This window comes from Arsenophonus endosymbiont of Aleurodicus floccissimus, assembly GCF_900343025.1.
Lineage (GTDB): Bacteria > Pseudomonadota > Gammaproteobacteria > Enterobacterales > Enterobacteriaceae > Arsenophonus.
On sequence record NZ_OUND01000009.1, the window covers coordinates 1 to 11,795 of the forward strand.

The 11,795-nt window shown below is 39.8% G+C and carries 19 protein-coding genes and 7 pseudogenes; 5 read left to right on the forward strand and 21 right to left on the reverse strand.

Annotated features, from left to right (window positions below; all coding sequences use genetic code 11):
* Window positions 1–9 precede the first annotated feature (9 nt).
* From ARADI_RS20200 to ARADI_RS16725, 21 genes and pseudogenes are all read right to left on the reverse strand, one after another.
* Window positions 10–210, reverse strand: coding sequence for a terminase large subunit (locus tag ARADI_RS20200; RefSeq protein ID WP_255420773.1), 201 nt, complete (start codon window positions 208–210; stop codon window positions 10–12).
* A gap of 37 nt (window positions 211–247) precedes the next feature.
* Window positions 248–604 carry a terminase large subunit gene (locus tag ARADI_RS20205; protein WP_255420774.1) on the reverse strand — a complete coding sequence of 119 codons (357 nt, stop codon included), beginning with the start codon at window positions 602–604 and terminating at the stop codon, window positions 248–250.
* Window positions 605–628: 24 nt separating this feature from the next.
* Entirely contained in the window at window positions 629–1,075 is a 447-nt protein-coding gene (locus tag ARADI_RS19180) for a phage terminase large subunit (protein WP_369407068.1), read from the reverse strand.
* Window positions 961–1,429: pseudogene (locus tag ARADI_RS21440) on the reverse strand (phage terminase large subunit). The gene ARADI_RS19180 and the pseudogene ARADI_RS21440 overlap by 115 nt, the downstream one beginning before the upstream one ends.
* A gap of 16 nt (window positions 1,430–1,445) precedes the next feature.
* A pseudogene (locus ARADI_RS16645) lies at window positions 1,446–1,853 on the reverse strand (terminase small subunit).
* A gap of 94 nt (window positions 1,854–1,947) precedes the next feature.
* Window positions 1,948–2,175: an Rz1-like lysis system protein LysC gene (lysC, locus tag ARADI_RS19195; RefSeq protein ID WP_369407065.1), complete on the reverse strand. Its 228-nt coding sequence runs from the start codon at window positions 2,173–2,175 to the stop codon at window positions 1,948–1,950.
* Window positions 2,176–2,232: 57 nt separating this feature from the next.
* A complete protein-coding gene (locus tag ARADI_RS21445; RefSeq protein WP_182853356.1) occupies window positions 2,233–2,391 on the reverse strand; it encodes a hypothetical protein in 159 nt (52 codons plus the stop codon).
* Window positions 2,392–2,468: 77 nt separating this feature from the next.
* Window positions 2,469–3,155 (reverse strand): annotated as a pseudogene (locus ARADI_RS16660) (Rha family transcriptional regulator).
* 222 nt (window positions 3,156–3,377) lie between these two features.
* Window positions 3,378–3,552: pseudogene (locus ARADI_RS16665) on the reverse strand (KilA-N domain-containing protein); the annotation flags it as partial.
* A gap of 183 nt (window positions 3,553–3,735) precedes the next feature.
* Window positions 3,736–3,859 (reverse strand): annotated as a pseudogene (locus tag ARADI_RS21990) (glycoside hydrolase family protein); the annotation flags it as partial.
* A gap of 174 nt (window positions 3,860–4,033) precedes the next feature.
* Complete coding sequence (locus tag ARADI_RS16675) at window positions 4,034–4,381, reverse strand: lysozyme (protein ID WP_369407066.1); 348 nt, start codon at window positions 4,379–4,381, stop codon at window positions 4,034–4,036.
* A gap of 10 nt (window positions 4,382–4,391) precedes the next feature.
* On the reverse strand, window positions 4,392–4,520 hold the full coding sequence (locus ARADI_RS21450; protein WP_369407067.1) for a phage holin family protein: 129 nt from the start codon (window positions 4,518–4,520) through the stop codon (window positions 4,392–4,394).
* Window positions 4,521–4,722: 202 nt separating this feature from the next.
* The gene (locus tag ARADI_RS16685; protein WP_119712767.1) at window positions 4,723–5,082 is read right to left on the reverse strand and encodes a hypothetical protein; all 360 of its coding nucleotides are present in this window, start codon (window positions 5,080–5,082) and stop codon (window positions 4,723–4,725) included.
* 538 nt (window positions 5,083–5,620) lie between these two features.
* Entirely contained in the window at window positions 5,621–5,839 is a 219-nt protein-coding gene (locus ARADI_RS21455) for a ribosome-inactivating family protein (RefSeq protein WP_119712768.1), read from the reverse strand.
* A 115-nt stretch (window positions 5,840–5,954) separates the two neighbouring features.
* Window positions 5,955–6,158 (reverse strand): annotated as a pseudogene (locus ARADI_RS21460) (ribosome-inactivating family protein); the annotation flags it as partial.
* 682 nt (window positions 6,159–6,840) lie between these two features.
* A complete protein-coding gene (locus tag ARADI_RS16700) occupies window positions 6,841–7,125 on the reverse strand; it encodes a hypothetical protein (protein ID WP_147392451.1) in 285 nt (94 codons plus the stop codon).
* A gap of 227 nt (window positions 7,126–7,352) precedes the next feature.
* Window positions 7,353–7,775: an antiterminator Q family protein gene (locus ARADI_RS16705; RefSeq protein ID WP_182853357.1), complete on the reverse strand. Its 423-nt coding sequence runs from the start codon at window positions 7,773–7,775 to the stop codon at window positions 7,353–7,355.
* Between the two features lie 106 nt (window positions 7,776–7,881).
* Window positions 7,882–8,148, reverse strand: coding sequence for a RusA family crossover junction endodeoxyribonuclease (locus tag ARADI_RS16710; RefSeq protein WP_119712771.1), 267 nt, complete (start codon window positions 8,146–8,148; stop codon window positions 7,882–7,884).
* Window positions 8,149–8,799 carry a hypothetical protein gene (locus ARADI_RS16715; protein WP_119712772.1) on the reverse strand — a complete coding sequence of 217 codons (651 nt, stop codon included), beginning with the start codon at window positions 8,797–8,799 and terminating at the stop codon, window positions 8,149–8,151.
* A gap of 6 nt (window positions 8,800–8,805) precedes the next feature.
* Entirely contained in the window at window positions 8,806–9,051 is a 246-nt protein-coding gene (locus ARADI_RS16720) for a hypothetical protein (RefSeq protein WP_119712773.1), read from the reverse strand.
* A gap of 293 nt (window positions 9,052–9,344) precedes the next feature.
* The gene (locus ARADI_RS16725; protein WP_119712774.1) at window positions 9,345–9,521 is read right to left on the reverse strand and encodes a transposase; all 177 of its coding nucleotides are present in this window, start codon (window positions 9,519–9,521) and stop codon (window positions 9,345–9,347) included.
* A 115-nt stretch (window positions 9,522–9,636) separates the two neighbouring features.
* Between ARADI_RS16725 and ARADI_RS16730 the strand changes: the two genes are divergently transcribed.
* The 5 genes and pseudogenes from ARADI_RS16730 (at window position 9,637) to ARADI_RS16750 (ending at window position 11,654) form a co-directional block, all read left to right on the forward strand.
* Window positions 9,637–10,311 (forward strand): transposase family protein, encoded by a 675-nt coding sequence (locus tag ARADI_RS16730; protein WP_119712775.1) that lies wholly within the window; start codon window positions 9,637–9,639, stop codon window positions 10,309–10,311.
* Window positions 10,311–10,466, forward strand: coding sequence for a hypothetical protein (locus ARADI_RS21465; protein WP_369407069.1), 156 nt, complete (start codon window positions 10,311–10,313; stop codon window positions 10,464–10,466). Before ARADI_RS16730 ends, ARADI_RS21465 begins: the two co-directional genes overlap by 1 nt.
* A 109-nt stretch (window positions 10,467–10,575) precedes the next feature.
* Window positions 10,576–10,833 (forward strand): hypothetical protein, encoded by a 258-nt coding sequence (locus ARADI_RS16740; RefSeq protein WP_119712777.1) that lies wholly within the window; start codon window positions 10,576–10,578, stop codon window positions 10,831–10,833.
* Window positions 10,834–10,947: 114 nt separating this feature from the next.
* Window positions 10,948–11,202 (forward strand): annotated as a pseudogene (locus ARADI_RS20210) (antA/AntB antirepressor family protein); the annotation flags it as partial.
* A 110-nt stretch (window positions 11,203–11,312) separates the two neighbouring features.
* On the forward strand, window positions 11,313–11,654 hold the full coding sequence (locus tag ARADI_RS16750) for a hypothetical protein (RefSeq protein ID WP_238149568.1): 342 nt from the start codon (window positions 11,313–11,315) through the stop codon (window positions 11,652–11,654).
* Window positions 11,655–11,795 lie beyond the last annotated feature (141 nt).

Consider the following 11,795-nt stretch of genomic DNA (forward strand, 5'->3'; position numbering starts at 1 on the left):
CGGGCCGTATTACGATCCATTTTCTTGCTTGCCAGTACTGAACTCCGTGTCTTCTTTTATGTAGAGAGGATTGGCAAATGACATCATCAGCGTATCCGCCATATTGGGTGATTTGAACCCTTTCGCTCGCATCTTATCTTTACTAATCAATTGGATTAATCTGTTACCTGGTGTGCGTTTTCGTTTTTGTTTGATGAGCTCTGATTTCAATTGTGACAGTTTCGCTATTTTCGAAGACAGACTTTTATCAACGCATCCGGATCGAGATATTCTCCCTTTTCAACCGCGTGCCACGTTTTTTATAAAATCGGTCGGCTAAATACACCCAATATTGAGCGAGCTTGTTTCTAAAGGTATCACGGTGGGTTCTATCATCTTTATTTGAAGAGGGAAGGTATTCACCCTTGCCTAGCACATAGATTTCATGAGGATAATCGGGCGAATACCCAGCGCCAAAGCCCGTCACCACCATCTTATTACCATCATTGCTATGTCTTAGATGGGTTTTTACGGTGCCTACCCCTAACCCAATATTATCATAAATAAAATCATCCGCCCGATAATCAAAGGCGGCATCGAACGCCTTTAGGGTAGCGTCTGCCACATCACCTTCTGACCACTGACCAGCTCACGCAATCTTCAATAAGCAGCGTTTGGATAAGGCTTTCTCGTCCTGACCAGAATCAGCCGGGTCGAAAGTGACAACACGTATCCCTCTTGACGTAAACCCTAACTTGATGTGTGCATCAATCGCCGCGTCCACCCACTCAGGCTGAATTAATGCATCATCGTAATTCGCATCACATTCGCCACCATAAACATGCCGCCATTTTTTATAGTTTTCCTGTTTTATCTTCTGCGCATCATTTTTAAGTTCTGCCGGTAACCAAGGATTATCCAGGTAGCTCACTTTGCCAACATACACCTCATCGTCTTCATAGTAACCTTGCGTATCGATTATCACTTTATATGGCTTGACGAATCGCTGATAAACGGCACCGTCTTCTTCGGCAGGATTAAAGGAAAACCACAGCTCAGAGCCGGGCTTGCGAATCGTGGGAATGAGCGTATCCAGACTTTTCTCGGAAACGGGGTTTCCGCTTCTTCCACCCAGGCAACATTAAAATCATGTTTGGATTTGATAGAAGCAATGTTACGCGCTAACTGGCCATATTTGAAAATAGAATTATTAATGTCTTCATTCAATGTAACTATTGCGCAGCCGAAATCGGGCTTGTAATCCCAACGTGGCTACTTCGGCCTGTAATACCGCATGGACAGAATCTTCAATCGAATTCATAAATTCCCGCAAACATAAAAACCGGCGCTTATACATTGCGACCGTGATTAAGGCTATTTTAGCAAACGAAACCGTTTTCATACCACCCCGACCGCCAAAGTAAACTTTGATGCGTTTCGGTTTGAACATGGGAGCGAACTTTTCGCTAATTTGTACCTTCACGTTTAGGCATGCCTACAAATTCAATGGTCAGCTTGCTATCTATCTCAATCGCACCGCTATCTTTACCTGTAAGCGCGGTTTCTTGTTTTTCTGCGTAACTTAGATAACATCAGTTTGGCTATCGTAGCATTAAATTCTCCTGTAAGCCATTTATTTATCAAGCTATTTTCTTGAACCGTTTTGATGGCCGCTAACGTGCCCGAAAAAGCGCTATTTTCCTTGGCATATTCCTGTGCGGTAGACCGGCTTATCCCTAAATAACAGGCTAAACCTGCCACACTGGGCACAACATCCCCTACGGTTTTGTATTAGCCCATTAAATAGGCGTTGGCTTTTTCAAGACTCACGGCTAACTTATACTCGGCCGCCCTATTTTCTTCTTGCTCACCATAAATATTCACCAGATTGACTGAAACAGGCGTAACGCCGCTTGCCCTTTTCATTTTTAACTATCCTTTTTCCTATTTTCAATGACTCAGTAGCAGTTATTCTCGCTGCTTTTCAATTTGCCTTATCGCCGCTTTATCCTGGTTATACATCTCCAACGCCAGTAGCAATTGCACATTGAGTATCAGGCTATCGCCCCAGGTCATCTGCTCAGCAATAACCGGCAGAGGGCAATCATCGAGTAGGGTGGCCGGAATCGGCGCTGACCGCACGGGAAGATATTTTATCGGCGTGCGCACGCACCGGTTAACAGCGGCAGTAGGCATAGGCAGATGCGCACAGCGTTCAGGTTTAATCGCTTCCTGTATCTTAATTTTTTGAGGCTAAGATGCCTGTATGGCCTGTTGGTGGGCATCCTGCGTGGCTCCCGCGATGGTATTAAAAATATCAATCGCCTGCGCATAGTGGGTAAACTGTGCTCGTGCAGCATCACGCTCGGCGCTCATCGACTGATTGGCCAATTTTAGGCGGACGTTCTCCACATACTGAAACCTCATTACGATGGAAAGTGCGGTAATTAAGGTGAGAACCGCAGCGAATACGAGGAGTTTCCAGCGTATCATGCTGCCAGTTTGCGTTGCGCTTCAATCAACGATTGGCGATGGTTTTTGTTGAATATTGCCATCAGCGTGGCTTTACGCAGTTCAAAGTCCCATCCCATACCAATGAATACCGTGTTGGCACGTTACAATTCAGTAATGCAGTGGATTTGCTCTGGTGTCAGATAGTCGCGGATGGACGCTTTCTTGGCGATATCGTGACAGATGCGGAATTTGGCCGCTGTCATATCGAGTACGATACGGTTAATTAACTCAGCTTCATTGTTGAAATGATACGGCGCAATCGTCTTGCCCTGCGCTTCACGCTCATGCTTGATAGCGTCGGTCATTGGTTTATATTCGAGACGGGCCGTATTACGATCCATTTTCTTGCTTGCCAGTACTGAACGCATACGAAAGAATTCAGCAACTAGACGCTTCTTAAAAGCACGAACATAATCATTATTGTGCATGTAGGTAATTAAGAGAGTAGTTTGTTGCTCGTTAAGCAACGCCATCTCTTGCTTCTGTATCCCGCCATCCGTTTCAAAGGGTCTCATTTCAAATTCTACCCTTCCGAATTCTTCCAAGTCTGACTTGTACTTGCGAACTAGCTGAATTACGGGTTTGTAATCCTTATTGATGCCTTGTGCAACAGCGCAAGACGTTGTTACTAAGTTGAATTTCTTTATTTCCACTAATTGCATGGTGTATTCCTTTTGGAAATGACCCTCAGCGCCCAGAAATGACAGCCCATAGAAGCTCACCAGCTATACTAGCATTCCTCTGAGAGTCATTTTCAAACAGGATCTATGGTCGGCTACCGCTGGGCTTGGCGTATTTGTGAGCTTTCTTACCGCGTCTTGACTTTAAGGGTGTCTGTTTTTTTATTCGCTAAATCTCTCCGGTGCGATAATTGTCGCCCTGGCTAGTTCTTGAACAAATCGGGTAATTTGACGACTTTTGAGAAATTCTCCTGGTCGTTGTGATTCTGTCGCCTTGCCGCCTTCAATAGCTGATTTATGCAAATCGTTGAGATTGTAGCTGCCAGCCACTCTCTATGCGAACGTTAACGCCATTAAGTATCACTGTTGGGTATTTCATCGATGTTTTCCTTTTAGTGATGAACCTTGTCACACAGGGATCCAGCCCACAGAAGTCACCGACAACAGCCGGTTCATCAAGGCTCATCCTGAAAGGCGCTGTGTTGAAAATACGCGCGTGTGAAGCGCAGGCGAAAAAAAAAGCCCCGGACGGTGCCGAGGCGAATTAAATTTAATTAAATGGTTATGATGGCGTCAGACAAAGCTCACGCTCTACTGCTCGGCGATTAACCAGTCCTTTTGATATTGTTGCCTTAATTATATTTCCAGCACCGTAGCTCATCACAAGCACCGGCCATATCACCCGCCTTTTTGCCTATAAGACATCCTAAATGGTAAAAGGCGTTAACTAGGAAAGGAATAATCTCCAAGGCCATCCGTGTTCATTTTATCCTAATTCAAACAAGTTTTTTTCCGCTTCGCGACGTTTAATCAATCCTGGCAGCAATGTTTTTTGCCATTCACCCTAGCTTTACGCCATTTCATAAATTCGGATGCGGCACACCCAAGTAATCTCCGCCCTTAAGTTTTTTGAGCAACGTCGATGTTGTAACGGCTGTTCCACCGATATTAAAGACCAGCAAACATAATTCGTCATACTGATTTTTGGTCAGAGGAACCTTTATCTGAGTGTTAAGCAGGGCCGTAACTTGCGTAATGTCTTTCCGCAGAAAGGCCTCCGCTTGTTCTTGTGTGATAACGTCACCCATGTTGATGTTATGCGTGTGGCCGTAACCGATGGTCCATCTCCCTGCACGGCATTGATACGCTTTCAGCCGAAGCCCTTCATAATATTTAATTAGAGTAAGGCCTCTTTCACTGATATGCATCACAATACCTTCATAGCTTCTCGATTTTTTTCTTAAAACAACGACCAATCTGGTCCGTGCCAAGATAACCGATAACCACGCTAGCTAGCCAGGAATAATCCGTTTTCAATCCCAGGAAAAGTAGCAGTTCATGAGCCACTCAGCCAAGCATAGCACACATTAGTGTCATCAAGAAGCGAACGATAGATTCCTTTTCGGTGATATCAAGCACGCAGCCAAGCCATTATGAAAGCTAGCGACGCGCAAGTTCCCTGATGTCTAAGAATATCCAGCAGTGATTTGCAGAATTCAGTCATACGGATTAACTGTTAAGGTATTTACATTAATAAAATGTGGGAATGTTATTGCCTCCACCATTTCGAGCCTGTATCTGCAAAATGCATTGACGTAATATCATTACTACTACCTGCGGTTGTATCAACATCAGCTTGCATCAAAACTTTTTCATTCAAAATTTTAGCACGCTCTGCAAATGAACATACATCTATACTTTTACTAGCGTGAAACCTTTTATTGTAATAATTATTGTCTTTGGTATCTATCGCAACATAACATATGGTTTTATCTGATTCAGCCGTTACTCTATAATAAACATCCGCTACATATCCTTTTACTTCATATGAATCTGCAGCATACGATGCATAACTGGAGAGTAATAAGAAAGGTGCTACTAGCAAACTGAATAAATTGTATTTTTTCATAAATGATTAGCCTATTTTAATTTGTTTAATTCAAGTATCAAGTTTTAATGGTATCATTAAAAATAACGTTGCAATAATTCTATTTTAGGCGCCCTTAAGCATAAGGATCGGGTATTAAACTCTTATGATAAGTTCAATTAAATTACTTAATCCATACGAAGTAAAGTGCGGGTAAATTTCGGGCAACACTTACACATTAAACGTACTAATTCTAGCATGTTTATCACATAACTACTGTCCCTAATCTAAAATTAATCAAAAAATATTAACCAGGATATATTTTGGCCAATACGTATTCTTTATAAGAACATTTTCACTTTCAGTATCAGGTGGGCATATGAAAGCACCTAAAGTACGAGGGCTAAGAGGGCCAGAATTGCAATATTGAGCTACTACCAATACTCCAAATAAAGTCATGCTATTAATCCTTGACGAGGATATATAATCAAAATAATCTGCTAGACGACCAGGATCATTTTCAATATTATTGGCAAACTCGCTAATAGGCGCCCAACCGCCGCGGCCATGACCATTTATTCTAAATGCTCCATCTTGCCCCTAGCCGAAATGTCGTTCCAGAATTTAGAACAGCAGATATTGAGGAAAATCTAGTTGCTTCCGAAGTGAAAACAATTAGACGAAGCATTGCATCTGCTACTTGTCCAATCATTGTTGAACCTGAACCATAATTGTACAAATTTCGAATAGAACAATTTAATATATTTTGATCAATATCAACAGTTTCTAGGCTTCTAATGCTTGAAAATTAGAATAAATTGCGATGGCCAGAATAACTAGAAGTTATATGGCCAGGAATGTTTACAGTTGTACTCCCAGGAACAGTTATTTCAGAAAACTCTGGGTCATTAAATCTAAAAAAAATTACCTCCTGATATAAATCCAACTACGTATAAATCAGCATCTCGGATAACAAGTTTTACAGCCTCGCCTGAGGGATTTGAGTACTTTACTATAGTGACACTTTGAGGGGTTGCTTGGTTCATAAAACGTACAGAGGGGATATTGGTGGCAGCATGACTGACTAATTCTCTCAAACGTTTTGTAGATGATGCATATTCTTGAGCAGTTCGTTAATTAAAATCTATTTCTCTTGCGCATAATAAGTTAGAAAAAAGCATTATTGTTATTATAAAAAATGACATCATTTTTGAAAATTTATTGGTTTTTATAATTTTTGCTTCATAAAAATGTTAAAATTGATATTAATATGAGAGGAATGAATTCTTAATAAGAATAAGAAATACCTACATATGGTGCAGTATTATTAATAGTTAGAGAAACATTTGGAAATAGCATACATCCGCCTAAAGTAAGCACTAGCGCTTTTTTGGGTATGAATTTTATGTTAAGCATGGTATGCCTCTATTTGTTGGTTAATGACTAATTTTTAGTGTTAGTGTCTACGTATAACTTTGTTCCAGGTTTAGCTACTTGTGTTGCTGAAAAAAGTTCAACACTTTATGGCAACCGCTAGCCAGTTCTCCAGAGGAAAACATGGACTGGCAAAAGTGTAGCGGTATTAGAAAAAGTTATTTCGTGATAGGCTAAAGCATTTTTGTGTAGGATAGGCTTTGTTGAATAAATCAGAATTTGTGACGACTGCGCCCCTGACGGGCCGATTGTTAAAAACTCACGCCTGTAGGCCTAGCATTAAAAAGGATTATAGTTAATAAAAATAACTCATTGATATTAAATTTATTTTATCTATCAGTACGTGTTTAAAATGAAGTGTTTTAGTTATATTTTTAGATTAATTCCGTACAGTTCATGACCGTTTCCGGTAATGCATAAGTCGACGTAATTATTTAAAATATTTGCTTTGACTACCACATCTATTAAAACTCTATCAGAGGGATGATTACCTGAATCGTAGCTTTTGGTTGCAATCCAATCTCTATCATTATTTGTTGCGATGTAGAGTTTTCTATTATTCTTGGCTCCCATTATCATAACGGAAGTTATCCGTACATTTTCAATAAATTCACCGTTTCCACGACAAACATTCTCTGAATGTGTCAGCAAAAACATAACTTGGCACTGTAAATAAGGACAATACAATAAAAATTGCCCTGATGATTTTAGATTTCTTTATCATTTTATTAACCTATGTAATTATTTTATATAATAGCTTGGTGACTTTATTTTAATAACAGAAAAAACAAAAATACGGTTATCACTGGATTTTCATATAGTAAACCTTGTGATCATTATCAAGCCATACCACATTAACAAACTTTTTGCGGACCGCACTAATATTTTTTTCTATTTTTTTCACTTTTTTGTGCCGAATAAATTTTAACCTCTGGGTCCATGTCTAATCGCACAGCCAGCAGGGATAAACAACCATCAATAAACCCTTCTGCAATCTGTAATTTTGCCCGTATCAGCCGCTCATCCACGCGACGGCGGCGAACGATGGCCCGCTTCGAATAGCCTTTGACATAATACGCAATAATCAGATTTAGTTCTTCCGGCTGTCGCACTTTTTGCAATTGCAACACGCAATTATCGATAATTAGCCCATCATCATCTGAGCACGAAGGGCGCAGGGATGGGCGTAAGGGGAGCAAGCCCTTAAAACCTGCCGCTATCGGCGACCAGTCTATCCCGGTGTTGTTATCACGGGCCCAGGTTCCCCATCGTGCTAACACTTGTTGAATATCTCTGCGCATGGTTACTCCAGCTATACAATTTGCCAAATGGTGATAATCAGTTTTCCGCCCTTAACGATTTCTTTCCGATCGACATGCAACACATCTATCTGCGCATCATCAATTATTAAACCACCATGACCAGGGTATCAATCGGCACTTTCATCAGGTTATCTAAATCTCGCTTGCGGCGGTCAGGCGGATACACCACTATCTCAATTCCTAAACGTTGCGATAATCGTTTGCAGAGTTTTTGATGAAGAATTTCAGCGACGGCCAACTGTCGGTATAATCTGCCTTTTGCGGTGATGAAATGTTTATTTTTGGCGTGATACCAGTAGTGATTGACAGAAGGTGGGAAAGGAACGGTAATGGTGATGTTATCGATTTTCATTCATAACTTAACCTCTCTCATCTCAACGCCTTTAGCGGTATAACCGGTTACCTGTTTACCTGATATCTGCTGACGCTTTTTCGTTAGAAAGTGGATATGCTCTTCATAAACATAACGGTATTTACCATCGACGAGGATGTGTTTAAACTCTTTCATTGGTTGATTTGTATACTGAACAAATGGGTTACTATCTTTATTTATCAATGTATTAGATGGACATAACGTTTTTCTTGCTTTCGATTCTTTAATTTCCTTCTCTGCACCCCGATATATCCAGAATGTTTCTTTATGACCTGTGATTTCACGTGTGCGCACTTTAATATAACCAAGCCGCGCCATTAATCGACCAAACTCATTATTACTTTTTACCAACAAAGAAAGTTCATAGGTTGATTCACATAACCAGCCATGACAAATATACTCTTTGACCAATGCCTTATTGGGTTCAATATTAATAACGGTATATTTATCATGTTGTTTAGGGTGTCGATAGATAATCCAATTATCAAAAGCGTCTTGCCTTTCATTCGTTAATATCTGCACTGCAAAAGTTCTTAACGCTTTTCCATTTTTACGATGCCAATATTCAACCCATGAATCAGAGTGGTTAAGTATCAAAAGGCAGTAATCATCAACTTTATGTGAGTGCACACCACGTTAAAAAACCTTATTTTCCAATAGTTTAGCTTGGCATAACGATACTTGATATTCATAAGATTTCTTATATCCTCCGGTGAATCCTGTATCGCTATCTGCCTCATGAACGGAAACTCCCGAGTTAAGCCATACTAGTCCATTGCTATTATGTATCAGTCCCAAATCCGTTAGTGTGCAGGTACCGTTATGACTTGCTGACCAATTACCCGAAATAACCGCTTCTCTAATGGCTTGTGCCTCTATCAATTGTATTTTTCAGCTCCCTTCTATCTGCTTGGACGGCGTCATTAGCGTTGCAAGCATATCGATGCGTTTACTCACTTCGCGTACTGCCTGAGTCGGTGATAGGCCTGATTGAATAGCGGCCTGAATAGAGCATTGCTTTTTTTTGTCACGCTATAGACAATAAAAAGAGGTTTAACTTAGAAAATAAGGGTTTAAAATGATCAACAAATAGCGGTTGTTACGAGATAATCGTTTATGTAAAGCAATTATTGGATTATAGCTAGGCGACTTATTTTTGATTGCATCATATAATTTTAAAATAGATCATCGATATTGCATGCTATTTCCATCTTTTTACGTTTCGCTTGAGACCATTTATGTTCTATCGGATTTAAATCGGGTGAGTAGACAGGCAAAAATTCTATCTGATGTCCAGTATTTATAATTGCCTGTTCAATACTATTATAAATAAACGACTTAATTTTGATCACAAGTTATGTTATAGCTAACCGACTTAAAAATGATTACAGCCGATACCATAATTTATGCAAAAGAAGCATAGATTGCTGTTATCAAAATAATATCGCTTAGCTATCAGTCGAAGAATTGAAAAATTTAGCCGCTGAATTTTCAGTTTGTTATTTGATTTATCGGAAAAAGCATCGAAAAGATCACGAGAGGCAGATGGGTGCCGGGCAGAAAGGATTTATCCCAACCCCATTAGATAAACTGCTTTTTATTTTATTGTATTTAAAATGTTATCCGACCTATGATTTGCAAGGACTTCTTTTTGGTTTAGATAGAACACAGGCATGTCGCTGGGTAAAAATATTATTGCCGGTTTTAGAGATGACCTTGGGGCGAGAATGTGTTTTGCCCGCTCGTCAAATTCGCTCTGCTAAGGAATTTTTTCGCGCCTTTCCTGGCGTTAGAGATGTCTTTGTTGATGGGACAGAGCGGCCTGTCCAAAAGCCTAAGAATCTGCGGCGTCGTAAAAAAATGTATTCGGGAAAGAAAAGACAGACCACTCGAAAAGGGCTTATTATGACTGACGAAACAAGGCGAATTGGATTTATCCCCATGAGCAAAAATGGTCGCCGTCACAATAAACGCTTACTCGATAAAGTCGATATAATTCGTCATATTCCCTCTGAGGTAACCATCTGGGCAGATACCGGTTTTCAAGGTATAGATAAACAGCATCCTAATACACAAATCCCAAAAAAAAAGGAACTCGAAAAAGAGCTTTATCGCCTGAACAAAAACAAGAAAATCAAATAATCTCTGGCATCTGTATTACGGTTGAACACGCTATCGTGGGTATCAAGCGCCTCTGTTGTATGACCCAAATTTTACGGAATCGTAAACCCTTTATCGATGATACCTTCTTACTCCTTAGCGCCGGTCTTTGGAATTTTCATCTCAGAACAGCCTAAAATTTACTTCAATCACCGAAACACCCTTACTTCACTATTAAGCAACACGCTTAATGCGTCATTGCTCACAGAATAACCCCTAATTTTTTCTAACTAAAGGAATAAAAGGATGAAACTCGACAATCCACACATTGTAACAGCAAAGTACCCCAATATTGGTAACCTGGTTGGTGTCACTAACGGGAGTCATAAATTTTGTGATTCACACTATCTCAGCAGTATTGATATACGGAATGACGACGACAGGAAAACAAGAACACTTAAAACAATAATTCACTATTTAACAGCAGAAAATACCTACCTCAAAAAAGAAAATCGCAGACTCCTGAAGATAAATCGTGAGATTGGCGGATTGTGCAGGATTTGAACCTACAACCGAAGAAGTAAATCCTATGAGATACGATTAAGCTAACAACTTCTCTTATTTAATACAAGCATAGATCAAAACTTATCATCGTTTTTAGTAGTGAGGAATTCTTACATGAAAGATTTAATTAATATTGAAACAAAAAACATTAACGGTGAATTAATCCAAACGGTTAATGCCCGTGATTTACATGCGTTTCTGGAGAGTAAACAAGACTTTTCTACATGGATGAAAAAACGAATTTCTGATTATAAATTTGTTGAAAATATTGACTATATAGTTTTCCATAATTCTGCGGGAAACCCCTTCGGCGGCCGTCCAGCAAAGGAATACCACATTTCCCTCGATATGTCGAAAGAGCTATCAATGGTTGAACGTAACGAAAAAGGGAAACAGGCAAGACAGTATTTTATTGAATGCGAAAGACGAATTTTACAACCTCAAACATTACTACCAACAAAAAAAAAGAACTTGCTATCATGGTCATTCGTGCCGAGGAAGAGAATGAAAAGTTATTACTGGAAAATAAAACCCTATCAACGGAAGTGGATTGTCTTAAAAATCTCTTCAAAGAAGGTATGGGGACCCCTACCCAATTTAGCAAAATGCTTAATGGCGTTAATAGTCAGCAGATAAATCATTTTCTGGCAGAGCGGAAGTGGCTCTACAACGAAAGTAAATCAGGCATGCGCTGGCGTGTTGCTTCTTATGCGCGGGATAAATATTTAACCGAAAAAAAGCGAAATAAGCCCTCATGGTGCTTACAGATTCATCAGTTATCAACCTGTCTTGCTCAAAAAGGGTGTTCAACGTCTCTATGATTTGTATATGGATTACAAGCTGCCCATGAAATTAACCTGGAATGGAACACATACTTATGACAAATCCATTAATGGTATTCACTTGAAACATTAATTACTTTTTTCTGTTAACACATTAATTAATAAAGAGCTAAAAACATG

Bases quoted from the DNA above. Each gene is read 5' to 3' on its own strand.
- lysC (WP_369407065.1), bottom strand. From the start codon at position 2,175: ATGCCTACTGCCGCTGTTAACCGGTGCGTGCGCACGCCGATAAAATAT.
- ARADI_RS16675 (WP_369407066.1), bottom strand. From the start codon at position 4,381: ATGCATATCAGTGAAAGAGGCCTTACTCTAATTAAATATTATGAAGGG.
- ARADI_RS16685 (WP_119712767.1), bottom strand. From the start codon at position 5,082: ATGAAAAAATACAATTTATTCAGTTTGCTAGTAGCACCTTTCTTATTA.
- ARADI_RS16705 (WP_182853357.1), bottom strand. From the start codon at position 7,775: ATGCGCAGAGATATTCAACAAGTGTTAGCACGATGGGGAACCTGGGCC.
- ARADI_RS16710 (WP_119712771.1), bottom strand. From the start codon at position 8,148: ATGAAAATCGATAACATCACCATTACCGTTCCTTTCCCACCTTCTGTC.
- ARADI_RS16740 (WP_119712777.1), top strand. From the start codon at position 10,576: ATGAAACTCGACAATCCACACATTGTAACAGCAAAGTACCCCAATATT.
- ARADI_RS16750 (WP_238149568.1), top strand. From the start codon at position 11,313: ATGGTCATTCGTGCCGAGGAAGAGAATGAAAAGTTATTACTGGAAAAT.